Raw genomic sequence first — 25856 nt, forward strand, 5'->3', positions numbered from 1 at the left:
TATCCAAATCACATCTCTATATTCGCTATCGATTAAAACCAAGTCTGGAGTTGCAGAACCATCAAATTGTTGTGCGTTTCGCTCACTAATTGAAGAAATAGTTCCTAAGAAGAACATACGTTTTCTACCAGCAATATTTTTTATGTAGGGTCTAAACTCTACAGGTGTACTAGCTTTCCAATCATACTCTTTACGAGATTCTATAACTTTTAAAGGCATTGCGGAAACACCAGCATACCCTTGCTTTTTGGACGCATGGTCATAGTAATACAATTTATCTGAACCATCCGCTGGTACAAAAACACTAAAACTTAAATTTGTGCGCTCATCACCTACTGGCTCTAGTCCAAACCAATGGTATAGTCCACTGTAAGCATCTGTGTTTGTTCCTGCAAAATCAAAATCAGTGACATAAGGTTGCTGGTTTTGATCTTTTGGCATTACTGGAATTTTTACTGCTGTTTCCATATTCCATGGTAATGGATCACTAAATCCTCCTAAGAATTTTAAAGACTCCGCTTGTAACTGTGAGACTTTTTCTGCCAGCGTATTCTGTTTATTTAAAAACGGATAGTTTTTAATGTCTTCTGGACTCACAAATGTGCCTTTACCGATGGCTACACGTTCTAGATAATCATTAAAGTCGTGCTCTCCAGCTTCTATAATCATAACACCACCAAACGTTGGATATGGAAAGAAAAATCCTCTCCACTTGATAAGGCTTACAACCTGTACCCATTGGTCGTCATCATTTTGCATATAAAAAGTATCACTTGGTTCATAATTGAACAACATCCACGGATTAAAACGTTGTACTACCGCGTTATAGGTGTTTCTACTGAACTTTAAAGATTCACCAATAGAAAATGTAACATCAATACGATTTTCATTTGAAAATCTTGGAAATGGTGTTGTACTACTAACTGCAAATACTTCTTCAGTATTATCGCTAATACGCTGCATGATATGTTTCTCACTTGGCTGAATAGCCATGGTCCATTTATTCTCAGTACCGATTCGCACTAAATGTGGTAGTGACACGTCTTTAGTTTCACCTACACTTTCGTTTGCCATCGAAAAAATATTTCTTAGAGGCTGTATGCGTTCATTCTGAGTTAGAGGTAACTCATTAATTTCAACTTTATTAAGATTATTAAAAACATTATAGGTTTTCATATAATCGTACATTTTATAGTGCCAGCCAAAAACGTACAATACTCCGAAAAAGACAATTAGCAAAGCTAATATTCCAAGGCGACGACCTGTGCTGGAAGTCTTTCTGAATTTTCTCAATCCAAAAGTTAGTATTAATAAACTAACAATAATGACAAAAAGATATTTGCGCAGAAATAATAAAACAGGCTGATAGTCATCTCTAAAAAAGAATAGTAAAATGAGTAATAGTAGAACCACAAATATGGTAATTCGCTTTTGTTTGCCTCCTTTGTTCCAATATGATTTTATCATGACAGTCTGTTGTAATTGTAAATCCCGAAATTTCGAGATATGGTCATCTTTTGATTATTTGTTCTATTTTTTGAGAGTCTGAAACTAGTTCAGAATGACAATCAGCATTACATCAACCCTTTATCTTTTAAGCGCTCTCGTGCGGATTTTTTATCCGCTTCTGTTTGAGGATCCGTCTTAATTTCTTTTTTCGCTTCTTCGACAGCTTTATTATCTTTTGTCTTTAGGTCTTCTATAAAATCCTTTCCTTTTTCTACAGCATCGTCTACGATATCACCAATAGAATCACTCTTTTCCTCAACAACCTCTGTCGTTTTAATGACAAAACTTGCAACATAAGTGCCTAATAATGTTCCGACTGCAAATGATGAAAACGCAGAAATACCATCGTAACTTGAAAAAACTGTCAATGGTGTTAAAAATTCTACTACAAGTGCTGCAATAAGAACTAATGTTACAACAAATATTAAACGTGGTAAAAATGCTTGTTTGAATACAAACCCTTTAGGGTTATCAGCACTCATTTGTAACTCTTTGCTATTAACAATCTTATTTAATAATCTATATGCACCATTACCATTAGATTCTCTCCAATAAATGAAAATACCTAATAAAACGGCCGCAATAAAAATGACAAGTTCTAATCCCATGATGTTGTAATTAAGGTTCTTATAAAATTAGTCTAATTTTCTTATATATTGTTACTTATACGCTCAATTACCCAATCTCTAAATGAATTATCCCAGGTATCATAACTTTTATAAAATTGCTCTTTATCGTACCAATACAAGAATAACACGTCTTTTGGTGAAATGTTAATTAATAGTTTATGAATTAAATCTCGATGTATTGCCGACAACGAGGAATGCGGTTGATGTAATGAAAAATATAAGGATTGGTCGACTATATCTTCAATTTTGTGGGCATTACTACGCTCTAGTTTTTCGAGATATAGTTCTACACCCATTACACGCTTTCTGGCATTAATGTCTATTTTATTAAGGTAACTCTTAAATAACACTTTATCATTGAGGATATCTTTAATAGGATGTTCTGTATCCTTTAAATACTGTGAAAGCTCAAATTTTTTAATTCGGTCATAATTTGGTGTCTTTACCATAGCCTCTAAATTGCATTCTATGATAATATGGCTTTTCAGCTTTTCAATTAGTTCTGGCTGTGAAATATGATAAATCAGCACATCATGTACTGTATCTTTAATGGCTTGTTTATATACCTCTTTATTTTCAAAAACCAGAATAGGTTTTATAAAATCTCTTAAAAGGTATACACCATCAAAAGCGCGTGTATAAAATGAGCCTGTTGAAAAATGTAGGGGATGCAATCTTAAGTCTCGATTGCGTAAATTACCATAAGTTTTAGCAGAATCTAATAATTCATTATGAATATTTTCATCTATAAAGTTATTACCCATTCTAAACTTATCTACAAGTCTCAGTTGTTCTTTTTGCTTTTCTTCTAGATCGTCAATCAATCTAAATGTTATACTGACATCATCATACTTTAGAATATCCATAGGTTCGTAAAACACGTCAATATCCTGATCGAAATCCATACAAATGGCAGAATCTCTGGTAATATCATTAATCTTAGCACCATGCGTTCTAAAGACGTGTTGCATCATTTCTCTATCAAACGAATGAAATGGCAAATAAACAGGCTTTCCCTTTTGTAAAGGAGATATAATTATACCGTGAGGATTCGCATCACCGTGATTTAGATACTGAACGTCTTTCTTTTCTTCTGCAACTTCAGGACTCCAACCTACTCCATCAATAGAAAAAGACTTCAGTTTGGTTTCTTTAAAACCAAGAGTTCTCAAACACTTATTATAGCGTTCTACTAACTTACCACTTACTGGTATAAGCTCGCTTCTATATAAATTAGCTTGTTTTAGTTTGTTCATCTTTAATCTAACAACTTATTAATCTGAGCATATTGCAATAATAGTATGGTTTTGGCATCAATAATCTTTTCAGATTTTATGATTTCTATGGCCTTAGTGAAAGGCAATTCCAGCACTTCAATTTCTTCATTCTCTGCATCTAATCCACCTCCATTATTCACTTTTTGAGCATCTGAATATTCAGCTACGAACAAATACATTTTTTCAGTTAATGCACCAGGTGATGTATAAGCCATAAGGACATGTTTTGCATCTTTTATCTTATAACCAACCTCCTCTTCTGTTTCTCTAATTATGGTTTCTAACGGCGTATCATTATTATCAATAGCTCCTGCACAAACCTCTATTGATATTGCTTCATTTGTATTATTGACATGAATCGGCATTCTGAACTGACGTGTTAAAATAACACTCTTTTTTCTGCGATTAAATAATAAAATAGCGGCACCATTTCCTCGATTATAACATTCTCTAGAAATTCGTTTTTGCTCACCAGATTCAAATGTATAATCGTATTCTACCTTATCTAATTTTGCCCATTCATTAGATAAATTTATATATTCAATATTACTGACTTTATTCTCTTTCTGCATTTACAGGCTCTTCTATATAATACTAATCTCTTTCACCGAATTGTTCTCTTGCTTCGGTCTCAATGTTTAATTGATTTATTCTGGCATCTACTTTTCGTTTAAAATCGGTATCTGCTATAGTTGCAACATTATCTAAATAACGAATAACCTCTTGTTTTCTAATATCAGAAAAGTTAAGCCCTTTCATGTTGGCTTTCATCAATTCCTGAAGCATATTGAATTTGGTCTCATAATCCTTTCTAAAATATTTGTCAGGATTCTCAAACCAATCTTTCTCCAGGTCAAAATCGGTTAAGCGTAACGATATTGCAGATTGAATATTTCGTACATCTCTTGAAGAGAAAAATGGAAATATTTTTTGAATTTCTTTATATAACGCTGCGTAAAACATATGATCTTCTGTTTCGTGCAGTTTTTCTACTTTTTCAAATGTTTCTAGTACACGCTCTTCCGATGGCTTTTCTACCAGGTTTAGTATATCTCCCATACTCTTCGCTAAACCTTGATCTGCTAAATACTTGTAGACTTCTGGATCATCCATATTCACAAAATCTGGCATTGTATCTTGTAGCTTTCTCCACCAAATGTAATCCTGATCTAAGAAATCGTGCTCTGTTCTTGCTCCATCAATCTTAAATCGTCCTTGCACACGCGATATTACTGCCTTATCTAACATTTCTGGTAGATTGGTAAATAAACCTATAGAACTGTTACCATAATTGACAGCATATGCGCCCTCCGTATATCTTAAAAACACTCCAATAACTTCCTTTACACCAGCCGAAACACCTTGTGCAGTTCTTTCTTGTAAGTTGTTTTCTGCATCATCTATAGGTGCAAAAATCAATTTAGATGGATCTTGAAGTGGTTTCATCCATTCCACCATCTTCTCGGCAGAGCCACCTTGAAACGTACTAATTAAAGTATCTGGTATTGGGTGAAACAAAAATGGAATATCCAGATTATCGCTATGCTCTTTTAAACGTGTAGCGATTGCTGCAATAAGCATACTTTTTCCTGTACCTGGAATACCATAACCCATAAACACAGGCATAAATCCACCTAGTTCCTGAAAAGGATTCTTCTTTGCTTCAAAGTCGTAACTCAACATACGCTCTGTTAAACGACGCGCAAAATGCTTGGCTTCTCTGTTTCCTACAATCTGTTCAAATTGAATTTTATTAAACTCTACACTTTTAGCCGTGCCTTGAAACACATTTTCCCATCCTGAAACTGCAAAGTCCGAGTTTTCGAGTTTATAGGTTCTATCAGCAATGGTTTCTGTGTATTCTAAACTACTTTTTCTTAATTGTATCTCATCAATTAAAGCTTCAAAATAAACCACTGTGAAGTCTATAACATCTTTATCTGTCTTAATAATATCTGGATGACCAAGGTATTTATCATAATAAAATAATTGACAAGAAATACCCTTTAATGGTGTCATAAATGACACTTCTGGAATTCCTGCGAATTTCTGCTTCATCACAGAAAGATCGTCTGATGCGTGAGGTTTTAAATCGTGTAGAATTTTATATGCGGTAGCGAACAACATAAAAGCTGTTGCTGTATGCATTTTACTCTCATACTCACGTTTACCTGAGCTATCTAAGGCAGATTTATTTTCACTTAAGCTCGATAAGCCAGACGCATCATAATAGCTATCTTTTATCCATATACCAAGTGTTAATCCTTCTTGTACTGCAAATAAAGTTTGATTTAAATAAATAGGAATAGCAACAGACTCTGGTAAGAGACGTTTCTTTAAGGCTAAAATGGTTTTAGACACTGATGTTACAGCTACATTACTTCCGTTATTAGCTCTGGATAAATACAATAATATAGATTCGTCCTTACCACTATTATCCTTGTTCTTAGCGCGTTGACTCTGCTCCCATTGTATAGATTTTAAATACGATGTGGCTTCATCACGAAGCATGTCGAGTTCGTTTTGTTTTATAGGAAAAGTTGAGTTGTGTTCCATTGATAATTTATAAAAGTTACGATTCAAGGTTTAGCTATATTATTCCCATGAATCAAAGAATTCTGTAATATTAACACCATCATTATCGACATAAATATTATCCCAAAAAAGGCTTTGATCTGTTTTGATAAAAACACGATAATATCCTGTTTCAAAGCTCTCAAGATTTAACATTAAATTAGTATTAGATAAGTCATTAAATGATTGTATCGAAACTTGAGAAATTTGATTAATGGTATAGGTGTTCTCATTATAAACTTCATCAAAATCGGTATCCTGAAATATCTGATTTGCATTTGCACTTACTAACCAAACATCTGTTATAACTTCATTGGTCTGAGAAATTTCAATGCTTAAAAAATTATTGACAGGATTAGGAAAAGCGACTATAGACGTTGAAGAAATACTTAATGGCATCCTTACATTAGGATTCCCTAATCTAAATCCTGCTGAAAAAGAATCTTGTCGTGCAAAGATTCCTGTTACCAAATCGATATCAATTTCATTATTACCATTATTGTTATTATCATCACTTGAACAAGCCAATAATGTAAATAGCAACAAAATAACTACATGAATATTAAATTTCACTTTCATATCTAAATTATTTTAATAACCTAACATTTCAAAATCACGTTTATATATAGCTCTTACTTTTTGTCTGATTTCATCATCATAAAAAGCATTTTTCTCAGGAAAACAACCATGTTTTGACTTAAACTCTATTAATTCGTTATTGGATATATGGTACACCTCTGACAATTCTTTGGTAGCTATATCCTTTCTATAACTATTAGATTGTCTGTGTTTTGAAAAATCTATTTCAGATTGAAACCCTAATTTTTTACTTAATTCTGGAAGCTTTGCAGACATATCTTTTAAATGAATGACTTCATCTAATTTAACACCTTCAAAAACAAAAGTCTGATGTCTCCAATGCGAATTTACTTCCATTAGATTTCGGCTGTATAAATAATCAACAAATTGCGCAAAAGTTATTTGGGCATTTCCATTAGCATCTTTTGAATCGATTTGTGTTATGACAGCCTGCATACATGATCTATTGATATCTTCACCACAAAATTTATCGACATATCCACTGACAAGACAATCAAAAGGATTTCTAACAACAGCTACTTTGTAAAAAGCTAAATCATTAACATGTCGTTTAATATTAGACAATGTTGTACGTCTATAGATTCTTATAAACTTTCTTAAATAGGCATTAGAGAATTTAATCTTCTCTAAATCATGATTTAAAAATCGATACTTATACCATTTAAATAGGAAAATAACTCCAAAGTTTTTTAATGCTTGTACGCTATTTGAAAACGTATTCTCTAAGTCTAACGAATCTAAAAACCAACTTTTTAAGGTTGTTCCACCACATTTTGCATTGGTAAACAGAATAAACTTCTTTTTAGGGTTTATTAATGGATATGGTGGTCTTAATTTGTAACCAGACGTTGCACCTTTGTTCATGATTTTCACTTTTCAATTTTCAAATCAGCTATTTGAATTGGTGCTTGGGCTAGTTTGTTCATTATTTCCGGTGTTTTATTGTAAAGCAACTGTATAATGCGATGTGGTGCAAAAACAAATCTCTGTCTAAACATGGTATTCCATTTTTGAAATGTTTGTTTACTAAAAAAACCACCTTCTTTAAATTCACTAATAGAGCTGATTTCATCTATTTTAAATGAAATCGCATAAGATTCTAATGGAATAATCTTCTTTGCTATTCCATCTAAAATAGTATGAGTGACATCATTTTCATCCTTTGCAAATACATTATGAATAGGTCCGAGATCTACACGTTTTATAAGTTTTGGCATTACCTTTGGCAATCGCTTATCTATAGCATAAGCCATGGTATCCATAGCCATTTCTCTATCTGATGTATTCTTTAAAACGGTATATATTTCGTCTTTATAATCTTTCACATTTCTGCCATCGTAGTTAAAATACATGTAGCAAATAAATGGTCTGTTATGCGTAACATCGTAAAAGCTCCAGCTCACTAAATGCTCTGCTTCTGGCACCGAATCTGGCGCAGGTAATATTTTTCCCTGAACAAATCGATTAAATATGTATTCTTTCTTAGCTGATGTGTAATACACAATTGACGCTGCCTGAAATAATTTGCGCTTAGCTATTGGTTCTTTTTTACGCATTAGCGTATCTAAAAACTCATCTTTTAAATCGTCGACATTAGTTAATCTACCTAAAAACTCTTCGCGTAATTCCAGATCATTGAATAAATAACGAAACTCCAGATAATTTGGAAAACCTGAATCCGTTAAATCCACTTTCATGTTTTCTTCATCATCATACATGTATTTAACACGCATAGCCTCAATAGAGTACAACAATAAATCTGAATATTGTTTAAACAATTGTACTTCTTGATTATTGCAAATCTGGTTATGTTGAACCGCAACAATAAGCTCCTTAAGCGAAAAGTCAATCATCTTATGATAAAAGACATATTGCTCCTTAGAATCTAATATTGCTGAATCTAATGGTGTTACAATCATTCTTGAAGTATTCAGTTTACAGTAGCAGTAATCAGTTTAGTGTAATACTGCATCTGATTACTTTTACCCTAACAGGTCGTCATCGTTTGCTTCTGGTTTAGGCTCACCTTCTGGTTCTCCACCTCCATCTGATGGTGCATTTGGATCTGCACTATAGTATTCATCAAATATTTCTTTCATATCAATACCATAACGATCTGCAAAATTTTTCTGAATCTCGGAATCTTTTGTTCTAATTTCTTTTAAAGCTTCTGCATAACTTCCATAAACACCTTGCATTACTTTTTCGTGTACAGGAATATTATCCATCATTTCCTGACGCGCTTTAGCACTTGCTGTGTGCATAGCCGCTAAAGTTTCACCTATGTGCTCATCAGTTTTAACACCAAGATGTTCTAATATGGCAGCAAACTCTTGGTCTGTACGCGCTTTTAAAGCCACAACATAACCGTCATAATATTTTAAACGCTCATCAGTATCTGATTTCAACTTGGCTCTATGTGTTTGTAAATTACTTCTTAAAGAAGTTAATACTTTTATAGTAAGATTGTGTTTGTGCACAAAACTGTCTTTAGAAGCGGCTAAAGTTGTGTAGGCATTCTTAAGACCTTCTAGCTCTTCTACTTTTTGCTCCAGTTGCGTTACTCTCTCTAAAGCTTCGGAGTATTCCGTAGATTGTTTATCTGCAACTTCTTCTAGGGCCTGTCGCGCTTGTTTTAATAAAGCGTATTGTTCTTCGAGCTTTTCTTCTACTTCTTTTTTCTTCTGAAGTGCTTTAGTGTGATTATTACTAGCTTCAACAATAGCAGTTTTTAAGCTTTCTTCAACTTCCTTAATTTCTAACTCTCTGTCTTTTAAACGTTTTATCGCAGCCTGACTTTTAAATGACAATTCATTTAACAAAGTCTGTACATCTGCAGTTTCAATTCGTTGCTGAAACATTGCCTTAGCTCTATTGTCTGCCGAATCGCGTTCTTTTTGAGCCGCAGTTAACTCCTGTTCTGCATCTCTTATTTTTCCTTTTCTTCCCCAAAGGTTATTCCACCAAGTATCTGGTTTGTTTTTAGCGTCTTCAAGCTCAACCTTAGCGCGTTCTAGCCGTTTTATAGCATTATCGATGATTTTTTGTTCAGCAGCATTTAAGGAAGAAAAACCTTCAAACATAATACCCACTTCATCCTGATAATCAGTAAGGTCTTTTATTGCATCAAGTAAGGTTGTTCTGTCTTTCTCAGCCATATCTACAACATTATCTAATGTTGCATTTAAAATTTTCTGACGACTTTCTGGATCATCTTCTTGCGCCAATTTAGACTTCATTTGGTCTATGGCTTTTCCCCAGTTAACATCTACTTTTTTCGCTTTTTCTTGCGAGTTAGTTTCTAATAAATCAAAATCATCAGCCATATTGTAATGTATTATTTAGTTGAACAATTTAAGGATAAGCAATTTCGGTAATTTTTTAAGACTATAAAAACTTTATCCACTAGATTATAAGTAGTAATAGTTATAAAAATGTTACAGTATTTTTACAAAAATAAATTGTTCAATATCTTTAAAAAAAATAAATTATGAAATTAACAAAATACATTTTACTAATCACAGTTAGTTTACTAATTAGTTGTAAAAATGACAATAAAGAGATCTCTGAGAATTCTTCGATGAAGCCAGAAATGAGCGAAAACAAAGGAGTAAACGTTAATCCTATTGAACATGGTGCATTGGTTTTAGAAAGCGATGACGACATCATATATATTGACCCAACAGCTGGTGAAGGTGCTTTTAAGAATCAAAAGGAACCAACTTTAGTTTTAATAACGGATATACATGGTGATCATTTAAGTATTAAAACTTTAGAAAGCCTAAGTTTAGAAGAGTCAATTATTGTTGGTCCTAAAGCTGTAACTGATAAAATTCCAAGTACCATTTGCAAGACTATTGTGACTATAAATAATAACGATAGTTATAAACATAATAACATAAATATTAAAGCAATTCCAATGTATAATCTTAGAGAGGAAGCTTTGAAATTTCATCCTAAAGGGCGTGGCAACGGTTATGTTTTATCTACAGATAATGAACGTATATATATATATTTCAGGAGACACAGAAGACATTCCTGAAATGCGTAGTTTAAAAAATATAGATAAGGCATTTGTTTGCATGAATTTACCATACACCATGCCTGTTGAATCTGCCGCAAATGCCGTATTAGAATTTAAACCAGACACAGTTTACCCTTATCATTACAGAGGCACTGAAGGATTAAGTGATGTTAATAAATTTAAACAATTGGTAAACGAAGGTGATAATTCTATAAATGTGGAGCTTTTGAACTGGTATGAATAAAATTTAAAAAAGTATCAACTTGTTAATAAGTTTTAGAAAGCTGTTTTTAGCCGATAAACAGTGCGTTTGGTCGAAGTATAAGACCCTTTTATCGATAAATTTTGTAGGAATATTAGCGTAAAATATTTAATCTTAGGTATTTATCGTTTGTTTTTTTATATATTAGCAATATAGAACCCAATTCTAAAACTATCTATCATGTTGAATAACCTGCTGTCAAAGGCTTTAGTCGTGACAACCGCACAACTTACTATGATTCTAATAGCCGTAGCATCCATTTTTCTTATTTTTATTGTTATTGCAGTTATTAAGATGTATAGATTAAAGGCGGAAAATAAAAAATTAATGGAAACCAATGCCTTCAAGGATGTCGACGAGTCTTATAAAGACTTTACAGGTGGTCATTTATATGGGGATAACTAAAAAATTATAATAAAGAAATCCCGCAATTTTGCGGGCTTTTTTATTTATCGGTTATTTTCTATCGTACTAGCTTTTTATACTTAATGCGCTTAGGTACTAAATCTCCTCCTAATCGTTTCTTCTTATTCTCTTCGTATTCACTAAATCCGCCCTCAAAGAAATAAACCTGAGAATTTCCTTCAAAGGCTAAAATATGAGTACATATTCTATCTAAAAACCATCTATCGTGACTAATCACCACAGCACAGCCAGCAAAGTTTTCTAAGCCCTCTTCTAATGCCCTTAATGTATTGACATCTAGATCATTAGTCGGCTCATCTAAAAGTAAAACATTACCTTCTTCTTTTAAGGTCATTGCTAAATGTAAACGGTTACGCTCACCACCAGACAATAGATTTACCTTTTTATTTTGTTCACTACCAGAAAAATTAAATCGGCTTAAATATGCTCTGGAATTTACCTGGCGCCCACCCATCATTACCAACTCTTGTTCATCACTAAAGTTTTGCCAAATGGTTTTGTTTGGGTCGATATTAGAATGTTTCTGATCGACGTAGGCAATCTTAGCAGTATCACCTACTTTAAATTCACCTTTATCTGGTTTTTCCTCTCCCATTATCATTCTAAAAATGGTCGTTTTACCTGCACCATTTGGTCCAATAACACCAACAATACCAGCTTGTGGTAAATTAAAATTTAAATCTTCATATAACAATTTATCTCCATATGCCTTACTTACACCAATGGCTTCAATTACGTTGGTACCTAATCTAGGACCGTTTGGAATATATATTTCCAGTTTTTCATCCAATTGTTTTTGGTCTTGACTCAAGAGCTTGTCATAATTCTTCAAGCGCGCCTTTTGCTTAGTTTGACGTCCTTTAGCACCTTGCCTCACCCATTCTAACTCACGTTCTAAAGTCTTTTGACGCTTAGATGCTGATTTGCTTTCTTGTGCTAATCGTTTGGATTTTTGGTCTAACCATGATGAATAATTCCCTTTCCAAGGAATACCTTCACCTCTATCGAGTTCTAAAATCCAACCTGCTACGTTATCTAAAAAATATCTGTCGTGAGTTACAGCTATGACCGTTCCTTTATACTGCGCTAAATGATGCTCTAGCCAATGTACAGACTCGGCATCTAAGTGGTTAGTTGGCTCATCTAATAATAATACATCTGGTTCTTTTAGCAATAAACGGCATAAAGCTACACGACGACGTTCTCCTCCAGAAAGCACACCAATCTTCTTGACACCTTCTGGTGTGCGCAGTGCATCCATAGCTATTTCTAGTTTGGTATCTAATTCCCAAGCATTAGAGGCATCAATCTGGTCTTGAAGTTCGGCTTGTCGGTTCATAAGCTTTTCCATCTTATCTGGATTACTATAAACTTCTTCTAAACCAAACTGGTCGTTTATACTATTATATTCATCGAGAATCGCAACTGTCTCAGCGACTCCTTCTTTTACGACTTCTAAAACCGTTTTTTCGTCATCTAGTTGTGGTTCTTGTTCTAGATAACCAACTGAATAATCTTGAGAGAACACTACATCTCCTTGATAGTTCTTATCTACACCTGCAATAATTTTAAGTAAAGTCGATTTACCAGAACCATTGAGACCTAGTATACCAATCTTAGCACCATAGAAAAAACTGAGATATATATTTTTTAAAACTGGTGTATTAGCAGACTGAAACGTCTTAGTAACACCAGACATTGAAAAAATTATTTTGTTATCATCACTCATAATTAAACACGTCCTTTTAAAGCATTAAACACCCAAGCAATAGCAAAAAAGCCAATTCCAACAGTAGCAAATCCCCAACCAGCAACATCATCGTATCTATATGCTCCCATTAGTATAAGAATAATTCCCATTATAATCATTAGAACTGTAGCCCATGCTAATACTGTATTTTTATTCATAGTCATAATTGTAATTCTTAATATTAGTTAGTTAGTTGAAACACAAATATCGTGAAATAAACTAAAAAAAGCACCTTAAAAATAAGATGCTTTTTCGCTATTAATCACTTATAATATAAGCTAGTTCATTGGAACTTCTATTATAATTAAGTCTGATTGTTTATTAGATCTTATTGCAACGTCACTAGTACCACTTATACCAATGGCATCTCTTTTACCTAAAGTCTTGTCTGCCACATCGATAGTTCCATCAACAACAAAGATGTAAACACCATTACCTTCGGTTTTTGTTTTTAAATCTATAAGACTTCCATCATCTAATGACGTTCTGTAGATATAGGCTTGCTGACTTATAGGCAAAGCCTCACCTTCCAGTTTATCTTTGGGTGCTACTACTGTTTGCAATTGATTTTGTCTTCCGTCTTTTGAAAATTGACGTTGTTCGTAATTGGGTTCTACACTCATTTCTTCTGGAATAATCCAAAGCTGAAGAAAATTAACTTCGTCCGTTTTACTATCATTAAACTCAGAGTGTGTTAAACCTGTACCTGCACTCATAACCTGAACTTCACCGACTTCAATGGCGCGTTTGTTTCCCATACTGTCCTTGTGCGATAGCGCACCTTTAAGTGGAATGGAAATGATTTCCATGTTTTTATGCGGATGTGTACCGAAGCCCATTTTTGGCTGTACAAGATCATCGTTTAATACGCGTAACATACCGAAGTTATTACGCTCTGGATTTTGATAACTAGCAAAACTAAAGGTGTGGTGTGATTTTAACCAGCCGTGATTTGCATAACCGCGTGAGTCTGCTTTGTGAATTATTGTTTTCATAGATTTTATTTTTTTTTAATTAACTTACTGGAAGAAATCCCATTTTACCCATTTGGTAATCTCGCATGGCTTCTAAAAGTTCTGTTTGATTATTCATTACATATGGCCCATAAGATGCTACAGGCTCATTAAACGGCTCTCCGGATAGAAATAATAATAAACTATCAGATTCTGCATCAATAATAAAGCCTTCTCCATCTTGATGAAACTGGATGAGTTGATTGTTATTTAATTCTAAAGTGGTAATGCCATTAATTTTCACTTTACCTCTTAATAAGTATAACATGCCTTGTTGACTATTTGAGAACAAAATAGATTCATGTCCTTCAGCTTTCGCATCTATCATAAATGCATTTACTGCAGTTTGCGTAGCAATTCTTCCATAAGTCTCATTAAGCTCACCCGCTATAATTTTGGTAGTGATTTTCCCATCGTCAGAAGTCACAATTCTAAAATATTCATGCTTAACATGCTGATAATTAGCTTCTATCATTTTCTTTTTAGCAGGTAAATTAAGCCACAACTGAATACCTTCGATAACACCACCTTTTTTAACAAAGGATTTTGTTGGACCTTCAGCATGAACAATACCTCTACCAGCCGTTGTCCATTGTACATCACCAGACTTAACAACACTCTCGTTACCTAATGAGTCTCTATGTAATTGTACTCCTTGCACCAGAAATGTGACAGGCTCAAATCCTCGATGCGGATGCGGTCCTAAATCAAATGGATTGCTTTTTTCATTAATTTCATATGGTCCGTAATGGTGTAACAGAACAAATGGATCGATCATATCTATACCTTGGGTTGGTAATGGTTGACGCAATCGTATTGGTCCCATATTGACAAAATCACTTCGTCCCACTTCTCGTATTGTATTTAGTTTCATTTTACTTTTCTTTCATTTATATTAGATTCCATGGAAACTATTTATTTAAAAAAATACGACTAGCGCATTTTATCTAACAAATTACTTAATTGCTCTGCTTCCTCTTCATTTAAGTTTTTTAATAAGTCTTTATTTAAGCTTTTAGGAATTGATGCTAATAAATCCTTGCCTTCTTGCGTAACAGCAATCTTTACTACACGTCTATCATGCTCAGATGGTAATCGCTCTATGTAATTCTTAGCACATAATTTATCCATTAATCGAGTTGCATTAGGTGAACGCTCTATCATTCTATCTTTTATTGTTTGAACTTTTAAAGGTTTACCTGCACCTCTCAATATTCGTAGAACATTATATTGCTGCGGTGATATACCAAATTCTTTAAAAAATTCGTTCTGGCAACTTGTAATCCAGTTAGCCGTATAAATAATATTGAGCAATGCTTTTACCCTATTATTCGGAAACGTTGAATTGATATCTTTAGCTAAGTCACCCATATTTAAATACTGTCAGCTAATTGATGCACCTCCTTTAATAACTGATTATTTAATTCTTTATTAGTGACTTTTCCATCAGAAAAATTCTCTCCAAAGGATGGTAAGCTAAAACTACCAACTATATTTCCTCCCATGAAACTAAATCTCCCTCGAGCAATTTCTAATCCGGTAGCACCACCTCTTGCACCAGGTGATGTTGCCATTAATAACATTGGTTTGTCACTCCATAATTTACCATCAATTCTAGACATCCAGTCAAATAGGTTTTTAAACACAGTAGCATACGTTCCATTATGCTCGGCTAATGATAAAACAATACCGTCTGTAGATTTAATTAAACCTAAGAATTTGTGAGCATTATCCGGAATACCCTCTGCAAGTTCTAAATTCATGCTATACATTGGTAATTCAAAATCATTAAGATCTAACACAGTTGATTCTGCACCCTCTACTAGTGATGCGGCATAAGTTGCTAATTGTTTATTTATTGAAGTTTTACTATCACTTCCTGCAAATGCGATTATTTGTTTCATGTTTTTATCATTTTGATTATAATGCAAAATTATAAAATTATTTTTTATATTCCAAGGAATATATTTCCATGTAATTTATATTTAACGTTTCATTTAGAAAATAGCTTCAGCATATAATAGTAATGTTTTGTAAATTCGTGCAAAACAATTCTACATTAATGGATATTAAGTTCAATAAAAACGAAGATCATAATAAACTTCTACTCTCAACTCTTAAAAAGCGCTATGCAAAGGTTAAACTAGGTGGTGGTCAAAAAGTATTGAAAAGCATCACAGCAAAGGCAAAATGACCGCTAGAGAACGGATTGACTATTTGCTAGACCCAAAGTCAAAATCCATTGAAATTGCTGCTTTTGCTGGTGAAGACATGTATCCTGAATATGGTGGCTGTCCATCTGGTGGTGTTGTTATTAAAATAGGTTTTGTAAAAGGGAAGCAATGTATTGTTGTTGCTAATGATGCTACAGTAAAGGCTGGCGCGTGGTTTCCAATAACAGGAAAAAAGAATCTTAGAGCTCAGGAAATCGCTATAGAAAACCGGTTACCTATTATATACCTGGTAGATAGTGCTGGTGTGTTTTTACCAATGCAGGACGAAATTTTCCCCGACAAGGAACACTTCGGACGTATTTTTAGAAATAACGCTGTAATGAGTAGTATGGGAATTACCCAAATTGCTGCCGTAATGGGAAGTTGTGTTGCTGGTGGCGCATACCTGCCCATCATGAGTGACGAAGCCTTAATCGTTGATAAAACGGGAAGTATATTTCTTGCAGGAAGCTATCTCGTAAAAGCTGCCATTGGTGAAACCATAGATAACGAAACTCTAGGCGGAGCAACTACACATTGCGAAATATCTGGCGTTACTGATTATAAGGCAAAAGACGATAAAGATGCCTTGGATACCATTAAAAACATCATAGATAAAATTGGTGATTTTGATAAGGCTGGTTATAATAGAATTAAGGCTGAAAAGCCTAAGGAGAATCCACAGGATATCTATGGAATTATTCCGAAAAGCAGAGCTGATCAGTATGATATGAACGATATTATAAGTCGATTAGTAGACAACTCTGAATTTGAAGAATACAAGGCTGGGTATGGTCAAACAATCATAACTGGCTATGCTCGTATTGACGGTTGGGCCGTTGGTATTGTCGCTAATCAACGTCAAATTGTAAAAACTAAAGGAGCCAAAACGAAACCAAGTGAAATGCAATTTGGTGGTGTAATATATAATGACTCGGCTGATAAAGCCACACGTTTTATAGCCAACTGTAACCAAAAGAAAATTCCATTAGTATTCTTGCAGGATGTTACTGGATTTATGGTTGGTAGTAAATCAGAACACGGAGGCATTATAAAAGATGGAGCTAAAATGGTTAATGCCGTTAGTAACTCTGTTGTTCCAAAATTCACTATAGTTATAGGTAATAGTTATGGAGCAGGTAACTATGCGATGTGCGGTAAAGCTTATGACCCAAGATTAATTGTTGCCTGGCCAAGTGCAGAACTTGCTGTAATGAGTGGTAATTCAGCAGCAAAGGTTTTACTACAAATTGAAACGGCATCGCTTAAAAAGAAAGGTGAAACCATTACTAAAGAAAAAGAAGAAGAATTATTTAATAGGATAAAAGACCGCTATGATAACCAGGTGTCACCTTATTATGCTGCAGCAAGGCTTTGGACTGATGGTATTATCGATCCGCTAGATACCAGAACCTGGATTAGTATGGGTATTGAAGCTGCCAACCACGCTCCTATCGAAAAACCTTTTAATTTAGGTGTGCTACAAGTGTAGGATGCAACAAAAAATAAACCAAAAACAGCCTGTTTATGTAATAATACTTTTGATATTAGCAGCAGAAGCTGTTTTTATTTTACCATTTGTACTTCAACGTATTTTTAGAACTACATTTCTAGAATCTTTCTCCATAAATGATACAGAAATAGGTAGTTGTTTTGCAGCTTACGGAACAGTGGCATTAGTATCCTATCTTTTTGGTGGGCCGTTAGCGGACAGATTCAAGCCAAATATTTTAATGTCTTCAGCCTTAATCTTGACGGCCTTAGGAGGATTCTATTTAGCAACGTATCCAAACCTTGTTAAGCTTCATATTCTTTATGCATTTTGGGGTTTCACCACAATATTTCTGTTTTGGGCGGCTATGATAAAAGCTACACGGATTTGGGGAGGCTCAAAAAAACAAGGTATCGCATTTGGATTTTTAGATGGAGGACGTGGTTTGGTAGCTGCTCTTTTTGGCTCAGTTGGTGTAGTTATCTTCTCTCTATTTATCACCAAAGACATAGAACTAACATCAATAGAAGAACGTCGTTTAGCATTTAAAGAAGTAATCATTTATACCTCTATTGCCGTAATGGTCATAGGTTTTATAGTCTTTTTCTTTTTAAAATTTGCTGAAACAAAATCGATTGCATCTGAGAAGCCTTCAAAAATATTGACACTTGAAAATTTTAAATTAGTCATGCAATTTAATGCTATCTGGCTGCTAATGATTATTATTCTATGTGCTTACTATGGTTATAAAATGACTGATCTTTTTAGTAAATATGCAGAACAAGTTATGGGTTACAATAAGATTGAAGCGGCTAAGGTTGGAACCTCTTTATTATATATACGACCTATAATTGGAGTAGTTATTGGCTTACTTGCCGATAGAACTAAAGCGTCTTTATGGATAGTTATTGGTTTTTTATTGATGACAATGACCAGTCTTATATTTTATCTTGGAATTCTCAATGATTCTACCACGCTTCTGTTTATACTTTCTATTGGTACCATGGCATTAGGAGTATATTCAGCTAGAGTACTTTATTTTGCAACACTAGAAGAAGCTAAAATACCATTAGCCGTAACAGGAACAGCAGTAGGATTTATTTCGATAGTTGGTTATACACCAGATATTTTTGCAGGATTAGTAATGGGTTACTTTTTAGACGCTAGTCCTGGAGCAGTTGGGTTACAGCAAGCTTTTGGTGTAATGACATTATTTACTTTAATTGGTTTGATAGCTTCTTATCTGTTTTATAAGCATTCTAAAAAAGTATAATAATTCTTACTTTTTTAATACATTTATGTATGGTTAGAATACTAATAATTACATTTTTCATTTTATTTCCTGTTTTTATTACATCCCAAAATAAGTTAAATGTAAATACTAATGTCAAAAATAAATTTGTTTCAATAAAAACTTCAGAAATTAACATTAATGAAGAAGACTATATTATTCTCAACAAAGACACCTTAGTGAATGTGAATAAAGCTCCCATTATTGAAGATCTAGATAAATTTTGTGACTGTTTTGGGTACGAAGATTTTAATATAAAATACCTGATTGCTGTAGATTTTCGTTTACCAAAAAATAAGCGCATAGCACAAGCACTGCAATGGAATAGTGATATTTTAGTTTATTTAGATAAAAGCATTCCTAAAAAAACTAGGAAGAGATTTGTGAATTTCTTTAAACAGATAAATGGTATTAATAATTTTAGAATAGCATTTAGCAAAAAATTGAAAAATGCTAATTATTTAATCAGAGTTTCTGATTCGACAATACCTAATAAAAAAACTAAAACTAAAGAGTATGATGAATACCACCCTTTTAGCAAAGTCACTTATAATTTATTAAATGATAATAATGACAAATTATATGCTGGGATTTTGGAAATAGATAAAAGTGTTTTACACAATGATTCATTGACCCTAAAAAAGCTAAAGCAAATGTTTTTTATGAGTTTAGGAGCATTTGTAATGATAACATATATGCCTTATGAGAGCCTGCTAAGTCCAACTTACGAATCTTCAGAGAAAATATCAGAGCTCGATTTAAAATTATTAAGAACACATTATTACTATATTTATCCTGGAGTTTTTCATAGAGCGGATATTTTAAAATTAAGGGAACAAGCGAAATTAATATGCAACAATGATTGATAGATTATTCTTTATATTTTGGTTACTATTCATTTCATTTCAATTGGCAATAGCTCAGGAAAATAATGCTGTTAAAAAGCGATTCTACGTACCAAAAGAGCACTTTAAAGATAAGTACCAAGCAAAAGATTCATTAGGATTTAGAGTTTTTGATGGAGATACCCTAATAAGAGTTAGTAATTATGTAGCACCTAAAGGTGTTGCTGTAGAATATGAATATAAAGATTCGACATTTTTAGAATTATATAAAAAGTTAGCTTTTAGAACAATACATAAAGATTCTGCTAACACAAAACCTATGAAATATTGGAAGCAACCAATAAAAATTTTCTTCTCTAAAAGTGTTTCAAAAAATGTTAAGAAAGAAATTCTAAGATTTACTGAGACTATTGATAATGCTGTTGATTCATTGTCTATAATGTCAGTAAAAAAACTCGAAGACTCAAACTATATTATCTACCATGACAGTGACTATCATTATGACAATAATCTTAAGAACTATAAGAATTCGAGCTATTGGCTCTATTGGAATAATAAAAACCAAATAACACAATCAAATATTCGCATTTTAAAATCTAAAATATTTAGCGATAAACTAGAAATTCAAAAAATAAAAGAACTCTTTTTTGGTTCTTTAGGGTGGTTTACCCTGTCCAATGAATTAGATTGTGAGAGCTACTTTGCGAACTGCTATTCTGACAATAAACGATTAACTATATTAGATATAGAACTTTTAAAATATCATTATTCCTATGGTATATGTAAAGGAACCAGACTTAAAACATTTGAAGAACAGCATAAGGCTTGTAAAGATAGATTAAAAAATGGTCATCCTGCAGGAATGTTTATTCACTCTGATTAATCTAATTCCCAAGTTGCTCACTGGTTCTCGGAATAGTTAGCAATTTTGTTTGACGACCATTGACATATCTAAAACCATTTTCTCCCCAAAACCCAGCTTCTTCTAACATAATCCTAATGTCTCTTTTCCATTCGGGTATGTTCACTGTTGTATTCAATTCAATAGCATAAACTGTATTCTTATGTAACGGATAGTCTCCATTTACAGGAACACCACCTTGCGAATCCCACATTCCTAAAGTTGTTCCAGAACTGTGTCCATAAGTTCCTAAAGGATGTGTGTAAATTGCCGGTCGTAAGCCTTCAGCCTTACCTTGTTCTAAAGATTCTTTTAAAATTTTGTTTCCTGTTTTACCTGTTTCAAAATTAGTAGTGAATATATCTTGCACTCTATTTCCTTCCTTAAGCGCATCTTGTAAATATTGTGGTGGCTGAGTTTCATTTGGTTTTAATACATAGGCTAATTCTTGGCAATCTGTATTTAATCGTAAATACGTAATACCAAAATCACAATGCACTAAATCACCTGGAAGAATTACCATGTTTTCTGGTCGGTTAGAAAAGGCATACAAATGATTACCTAATTCTTCTGCGGTACGCTGTACATCAACCGTTGGATGAAACCATGTTTCTAAACCCAAAGCAGTGACTTTATCTCGCATCCACCATTCTACGTCTGTTGTCGTAGTAATACCTGGAGTTATCACTTTTGTTGAAAATGCTTCGGCAATTATATTATGTGTAATCTCAACCAACTGATTATAAATAATCATTTCTGTCTTAGTGCGTGTTTCAATCCAACCTATAGCTAATTGTTCAGCCGATTTTACATGGTTTTTAAATTCTTTTGGAAGGTTTTTCATAAACGCTTCATAATCTGTTTTAACTATTCCATCACAAATATTAAAGTTATTTGAATAATTTAAACCAATAGATGTCGGATTACGTTCTTCAATAATTTGCACTAAGCGTTTCCATTGATTGGGTTCCTTCTCCTTATCCCAAGCCGATATAATATTCTCTCCAAAATTATAACGAGCTACGGAAAGTTTTTCAATGGTATTCTTTTCTTTATTTCTGTAAAATACCAGAATTGTTCTTCTTCTTGCATTTAACCATGTTGCTGGTAACATAGTTTTTAAAACCGGGTCTTCATTATACTCTCTTGAGATTACTATCCACATATCAAACCCTGTCTCGTCCATGAGTTTAGGTAGTAGATTATCAAATCGATCTTTTAAAATATTATCTATAACCTCAGCTCTTTCTCGCTCAGGTAAAATCTGTTGTGCTTTAATACTTAGACCTATAAATAGAAGTAGAATACAAATTCGTTTCATATACAATTGGTTTGAATTACGAAAATACCTAAATATTAGGCATAAAAAAAGAGCACATAATGTGCTCTTTTATAATATGATTAAAAACTTAATGCGTTAAACTCTCACGCTCAGCTTTCTTTTCTGCCTTAATTTCTTTGAAACGCTCAATTGCTGAGCCAAATACCCAATAAGGGATTACGAATGTTAACAAGAAAATCATTAACCAAAATCCAATGGTTAAAATGGTTAAGAATGCTAAAAATCCTAAATATTGATCAAATTCGAACATAATTGCGTTTCATTTTTTTAGTTGCACAAAGATATAACCAAATAATAAGTTTTACAATAGTAATAATGAGATTTATTAACATGAAATAAACAGTTGTCTTAAACTGCCTTAATCAATAATTCTGCGGTTGCAGGATTTGTAGCCAATGGCACATTATGAACATCAAAAAGCCGCATTAACATATAGATATCTGGTTCATGCGGATGTCTGTCTAATGGATCTCTAAAAAAAATAACCATATCACATTTACCTTCCGCTACTCTTGCTGCAATTTGCGCATCTCCTCCTAATGGACCTGATAATAAAGCATTTACGCCTAAGCCAGCCTTTTTAACTTTTTCTCCTGTAGTACCAGTTGAAACTAAGGTAATATTTTTTTTATGCAGTATATCACTGTGTTCATTTAAAAATTGAACCATTTCTGCTTTTTTACCGTCATGAGCGATAATTGCAATTTCCATTATATATTTTTTATATGATAGTCTACAAGACCATCTATTGGACGCCTCACAAAATTCCCAACATTAAATCCATATTCTTCCGCTACTTCCTTTATTTCGTCCTGAGAAAAGTAGGCAATTGAACCAGCAAAATGAACAGGGATACCTGTACCCAATTCTTCTTTAAATTGAAGAATCATATGTTCTGTAAATTTTCGTAATCCTTTTTTAATCAAGTCTTTAATATAATCTGAGTCTTTGTTTAAAAACATAAACTCTGCAAAATTAGCAAGATATGCATTAGGATTTGGTTGTTTATAAAGATTATACTTTATGTAATCAGCATCAAGATTATACTTATGGTCAAATGCTAACTTCAGATTATGTGGCATCACATCGAAATAATAATCTCGCACCAATTCCTTACCATAATAATTACCACTAGCTTCGTCCATAAGCGTGTAGCCTAAGCTTAATACTCGTTGGTGGAGTTTATCACCATCAAAATAACTACAATTAGATCCGGTACCTAATATACAAACTACCGCAGCTTCATCATTAGAATTAATGCATGCCCTTACAGCAGCCATTGTATCTTCCTGAACTTCTACATTTGCATTAGGGAATATCTCTTCTAATATAGATTTTAAAATCAATTTAGGGTTTTCTGTTCCACAACCTGCACCATAAAAAAAGACATGAGTAACATCATTACTCATAGCCAAAAGTTCATCACTCTTTCTTATTATTTTATTTAGTTTTTTTTCACTTAAGATTGCAGGATTTAATCCTTTAGTTCTAATCTTATTGGTTTTAAGATTACCATTTTCGTCAATTGCTATCCAATCGCATTTAGTAGAACCTCCATCTGTAATTAAAATCATGATGATATAAATTAAAAAATTCCGCAGGTATGACTCATTCAGCACCCTACGGAATTTCTGTGTTATTAGTATTTTATAAGTTATTCACTTTCTGAGCTAAGTCTACCATTTTATTAGAATATCCAAACTCATTATCGTACCAGGACACTAATTTGAAGAATTTAGAATTTAATTCTATTGCAGAATCTGCATCAAAAACACTAGTTCTTTCTTCACTTACAAAATCCTGTGATACTACAGCTTCTTCAGTATACCCTAAAACGCCATTCATTGCACCATTCGCTGCATTTTTCATTGCTGCTTTTATCTCAGCTAAAGATGTATCCTTCTTAGTTTTAACTGTTAAATCAACAACTGAAACATCTACAGTGGGTACTCTAAATGCCATACCCGTTAGTTTTCCATCTAATTCAGGAATTACTTTTCCAACCGCCTTTGCCGCACCTGTTGATGTAGGTATAATATTATTTAAAGCGGAACGTCCTATACGATAATTCTTTTTAGAAGGAGAATCTACAGTATATTGTGTAGATGTCGCTGCATGTATCGTTGTCATTAATGCTTCTTCGATACCAAAATTATCTTCGATAACTTTAGCTATTGGTGCTAAACAATTAGTTGTACAAGATGCATTAGAAACTATAGTATGGTCTGCCGTTAATTCATTATCATTCACTCCCATTACAAACATTGGTGCATTCTTACTTGGTGCAGAAATAACTACTTTCTTAGCGCCACCATCGATGTGATATTGAGCCGTTTCTAATGTTGTAAAAATACCAGTACACTCAGCGACAACTTCAGCGCCTGCCTCATTCCATTTTAAGTTTTTAGGATCTCTCTCTGCTGTTACACGAATTGTTTTTCCGTCAACAACTAAGTTTCCATCTTTAACTTGAATATCTCCGTCGAATCTTCCGTGTACAGAATCATATTTTAATAAATACGCTAAATGCTCTACATCTAACAAATCGTTAATTGCAACTACATCTACATCTGATCGCTTTACTGTTGCTCTAAATACTATTCTACCTATTCTACCGAATCCGTTGATTCCTAATTTTAAATTTGACATCTTTTCTATTAATTTAGTTTTAAGTGTTCTGTTTATATTGTCATTATATCTGAAACTCTAAGGAGTTCCATATTTATTTTCGATTTTCCTTTAACAGCCTGATCAAATGGTGTTAGGTCCATAATATCGTTTTTAAGTCCTACCATGTAATTGCTTTTTCCTGTAATTAATGATTCAACAGCTTTTACGCCCATTCTACTTGCCAAAACTCTATCAAAACAAGATGGTGAACCACCACGTTGCATATGACCAAGAACTGAAACTCGTACTTCATATTCAGCTTTATTTTCTTCAACGTAATCTGCTAATTCAAATACATTCTTACCAATTTTATCGCCTTCTGCTACAACAACTATACTTGATGATTTTCCTGATTGTTTACTTCTACGAAGTGATTCTAGTAATCTATCTAATCCTAAATCTTCTTCAGGAATTAAAATTTCTTCTGCGCCTGCACCAACACCTACATTTAAGGCAATATGCCCTACATCTCGTCCCATAACTTCAATAAAGAAAAGTCTATTATGAGAACTAGCCGTGTCTCGTATTTTATCTATTGCTTCTACTGCAGTGTTTAAAGCCGTATCGTAACCAAGTGTATGTGTTGTTCCAAAAATATCATTGTCAATAGTACCTGGAATGCCCATTACTGGAAAATTATACTCTTGATTAAATATCATGGCTCCTGTAAAACTACCATCTCCACCAATAACAACAAAAGCGTCAATACTAGCCTTTATTAATTCCTTATGTGCTTTAGCTCTTCCTTCTTTAGTTCTAAACTCTTCAGATCGAGCCGATTTTAAAATGGTACCACCTTTATTAATTATACCTTTTACACTACGAGCATCCATCTTTTCAAAATCTCCATCTATCATACCTTCATAACCTCTGTAGATTCCATAACAGTCAATATTATGAAAAGCACAAGTTCTAACAACAGATCTAACAGCAGCATTCATTCCTGGAGAATCTCCTCCAGACGTCATTACGCCTATTTTTTTTATTGTATGTAGCATTTTGTTCAATTAATTACAGTAAAATTAATAAACAATACAC

General features: G+C 33.3%; 27 protein-coding genes and 1 pseudogene. 7 read left to right on the forward strand and 21 right to left on the reverse strand.

Annotated features, from left to right (window positions below):
* The 9 genes from ACTG3Y_RS07990 to ACTG3Y_RS08030 all read right to left on the reverse strand — a co-directional run.
* Positions 1-1467, reverse strand: a 1467-nt coding sequence (locus tag ACTG3Y_RS07990; RefSeq protein ID WP_439152403.1) for a hypothetical protein, incomplete at its 3' end; no start/stop codon positions are given.
* 107 nt (positions 1468-1574) lie between these two features.
* Positions 1575-2117, reverse strand: coding sequence for a hypothetical protein (locus tag ACTG3Y_RS07995; RefSeq protein ID WP_439152404.1), 543 nt, complete (start codon positions 2115-2117; stop codon positions 1575-1577).
* A 41-nt stretch (positions 2118-2158) separates the two neighbouring features.
* The gene (locus ACTG3Y_RS08000) at positions 2159-3394 is read right to left on the reverse strand and encodes a DUF6638 family protein (RefSeq protein ID WP_439152405.1); all 1236 of its coding nucleotides are present in this window, start codon (positions 3392-3394) and stop codon (positions 2159-2161) included.
* A gap of 2 nt (positions 3395-3396) precedes the next feature.
* Positions 3397-3987, reverse strand: a complete 591-nt coding sequence (locus ACTG3Y_RS08005; RefSeq protein ID WP_439152406.1) for an NUDIX domain-containing protein — start codon at positions 3985-3987, stop codon at positions 3397-3399.
* A 22-nt stretch (positions 3988-4009) separates the two neighbouring features.
* A complete protein-coding gene (locus ACTG3Y_RS08010) occupies positions 4010-5971 on the reverse strand; it encodes an AAA family ATPase (protein ID WP_439152407.1) in 1962 nt (653 codons plus the stop codon).
* 39 nt (positions 5972-6010) lie between these two features.
* Positions 6011-6568, reverse strand: a complete 558-nt coding sequence (locus tag ACTG3Y_RS08015) for a hypothetical protein (RefSeq protein ID WP_439152408.1) — start codon at positions 6566-6568, stop codon at positions 6011-6013.
* A gap of 12 nt (positions 6569-6580) precedes the next feature.
* On the reverse strand, positions 6581-7453 hold the full coding sequence (locus tag ACTG3Y_RS08020; RefSeq protein WP_439152409.1) for a sulfotransferase family 2 domain-containing protein: 873 nt from the start codon (positions 7451-7453) through the stop codon (positions 6581-6583).
* A gap of 5 nt (positions 7454-7458) precedes the next feature.
* On the reverse strand, positions 7459-8508 hold the full coding sequence (locus ACTG3Y_RS08025) for a hypothetical protein (protein WP_439152410.1): 1050 nt from the start codon (positions 8506-8508) through the stop codon (positions 7459-7461).
* 63 nt (positions 8509-8571) lie between these two features.
* The gene (locus ACTG3Y_RS08030; RefSeq protein WP_439152411.1) at positions 8572-9915 is read right to left on the reverse strand and encodes a microtubule-binding protein; all 1344 of its coding nucleotides are present in this window, start codon (positions 9913-9915) and stop codon (positions 8572-8574) included.
* A gap of 164 nt (positions 9916-10079) precedes the next feature.
* On the opposite strand from ACTG3Y_RS08030, the gene ACTG3Y_RS08035 reads away from it, so the two are divergent.
* From ACTG3Y_RS08035 to ACTG3Y_RS08045, 3 genes are all read left to right on the forward strand, one after another.
* On the forward strand, positions 10080-10631 hold the full coding sequence (locus ACTG3Y_RS08035) for an MBL fold metallo-hydrolase (RefSeq protein WP_439152412.1): 552 nt from the start codon (positions 10080-10082) through the stop codon (positions 10629-10631).
* Complete coding sequence (locus ACTG3Y_RS08040; protein WP_439152413.1) at positions 10585-10857, forward strand: MBL fold metallo-hydrolase; 273 nt, start codon at positions 10585-10587, stop codon at positions 10855-10857. Before ACTG3Y_RS08035 ends, ACTG3Y_RS08040 begins: the two co-directional genes overlap by 47 nt.
* Before the next feature lie 198 nt (positions 10858-11055).
* A complete protein-coding gene (locus ACTG3Y_RS08045; protein WP_439152414.1) occupies positions 11056-11280 on the forward strand; it encodes a hypothetical protein in 225 nt (74 codons plus the stop codon).
* A 58-nt stretch (positions 11281-11338) separates the two neighbouring features.
* Here the strand turns inward: ACTG3Y_RS08045 and ettA are convergent, their stop codons facing one another.
* The 6 genes from ettA to ACTG3Y_RS08075 form a co-directional block, all read right to left on the reverse strand.
* Complete coding sequence (gene ettA / locus ACTG3Y_RS08050; RefSeq protein ID WP_439152415.1) at positions 11339-13030, reverse strand: energy-dependent translational throttle protein EttA; 1692 nt, start codon at positions 13028-13030, stop codon at positions 11339-11341.
* 2 nt (positions 13031-13032) lie between these two features.
* Positions 13033-13215, reverse strand: coding sequence for a CAL67264 family membrane protein (locus tag ACTG3Y_RS08055; protein WP_439152416.1), 183 nt, complete (start codon positions 13213-13215; stop codon positions 13033-13035).
* Positions 13216-13329: 114 nt separating this feature from the next.
* A complete protein-coding gene (locus tag ACTG3Y_RS08060) occupies positions 13330-14046 on the reverse strand; it encodes a pirin family protein (RefSeq protein WP_439152417.1) in 717 nt (238 codons plus the stop codon).
* A gap of 19 nt (positions 14047-14065) precedes the next feature.
* A complete protein-coding gene (locus tag ACTG3Y_RS08065) occupies positions 14066-14938 on the reverse strand; it encodes a pirin family protein (protein WP_439152418.1) in 873 nt (290 codons plus the stop codon).
* A gap of 59 nt (positions 14939-14997) precedes the next feature.
* Positions 14998-15435 carry a MarR family winged helix-turn-helix transcriptional regulator gene (locus ACTG3Y_RS08070; RefSeq protein WP_439152419.1) on the reverse strand — a complete coding sequence of 146 codons (438 nt, stop codon included), beginning with the start codon at positions 15433-15435 and terminating at the stop codon, positions 14998-15000.
* 2 nt (positions 15436-15437) lie between these two features.
* Positions 15438-15968: an NADPH-dependent FMN reductase gene (locus tag ACTG3Y_RS08075; RefSeq protein WP_439152420.1), complete on the reverse strand. Its 531-nt coding sequence runs from the start codon at positions 15966-15968 to the stop codon at positions 15438-15440.
* Between the two features lie 158 nt (positions 15969-16126).
* On the opposite strand from ACTG3Y_RS08075, the pseudogene ACTG3Y_RS08080 reads away from it, so the two are divergent.
* From ACTG3Y_RS08080 to ACTG3Y_RS08095, 4 genes and pseudogenes are all read left to right on the forward strand, one after another.
* A pseudogene (locus tag ACTG3Y_RS08080) lies at positions 16127-17769 on the forward strand (acyl-CoA carboxylase subunit beta).
* A gap of 1 nt (position 17770) precedes the next feature.
* Entirely contained in the window at positions 17771-19042 is a 1272-nt protein-coding gene (locus tag ACTG3Y_RS08085) for an MFS transporter (protein ID WP_439152421.1), read from the forward strand.
* A gap of 197 nt (positions 19043-19239) precedes the next feature.
* A complete protein-coding gene (locus ACTG3Y_RS08090; RefSeq protein WP_439152422.1) occupies positions 19240-19926 on the forward strand; it encodes a hypothetical protein in 687 nt (228 codons plus the stop codon).
* Positions 19919-20788: a hypothetical protein gene (locus ACTG3Y_RS08095; RefSeq protein WP_439152423.1), complete on the forward strand. Its 870-nt coding sequence runs from the start codon at positions 19919-19921 to the stop codon at positions 20786-20788. The genes ACTG3Y_RS08090 and ACTG3Y_RS08095 overlap by 8 nt, the downstream gene beginning before the upstream one ends.
* Before the next feature lies 1 nt (position 20789).
* Here ACTG3Y_RS08095 and ACTG3Y_RS08100 read toward each other — a convergent pair whose 3' ends face one another.
* The 6 genes from ACTG3Y_RS08100 to pfkA form a co-directional block, all read right to left on the reverse strand.
* Complete coding sequence (locus tag ACTG3Y_RS08100) at positions 20790-22127, reverse strand: M24 family metallopeptidase (protein WP_439152424.1); 1338 nt, start codon at positions 22125-22127, stop codon at positions 20790-20792.
* Between the two features lie 88 nt (positions 22128-22215).
* Entirely contained in the window at positions 22216-22398 is a 183-nt protein-coding gene (locus ACTG3Y_RS08105) for a hypothetical protein (protein ID WP_294071903.1), read from the reverse strand.
* A gap of 98 nt (positions 22399-22496) precedes the next feature.
* The gene (locus ACTG3Y_RS08110; RefSeq protein WP_439152425.1) at positions 22497-22859 is read right to left on the reverse strand and encodes a methylglyoxal synthase; all 363 of its coding nucleotides are present in this window, start codon (positions 22857-22859) and stop codon (positions 22497-22499) included.
* A complete protein-coding gene (locus tag ACTG3Y_RS08115) occupies positions 22859-23722 on the reverse strand; it encodes an N-acetylglucosamine kinase (RefSeq protein WP_439152426.1) in 864 nt (287 codons plus the stop codon). The genes ACTG3Y_RS08110 and ACTG3Y_RS08115 overlap by 1 nt, the downstream gene beginning before the upstream one ends.
* Positions 23723-23795: 73 nt before the next feature.
* Positions 23796-24797: a type I glyceraldehyde-3-phosphate dehydrogenase gene (gene gap, locus ACTG3Y_RS08120; RefSeq protein ID WP_439152427.1), complete on the reverse strand. Its 1002-nt coding sequence runs from the start codon at positions 24795-24797 to the stop codon at positions 23796-23798.
* Between the two features lie 32 nt (positions 24798-24829).
* The gene (pfkA, locus tag ACTG3Y_RS08125) at positions 24830-25816 is read right to left on the reverse strand and encodes a 6-phosphofructokinase (RefSeq protein WP_439152428.1); all 987 of its coding nucleotides are present in this window, start codon (positions 25814-25816) and stop codon (positions 24830-24832) included.
* Positions 25817-25856 lie beyond the last annotated feature (40 nt).

This window comes from Winogradskyella sp. (assembly GCF_965656915.1).
Taxonomy (GTDB): Bacteria; Bacteroidota; Bacteroidia; order Flavobacteriales; family Flavobacteriaceae; genus Winogradskyella.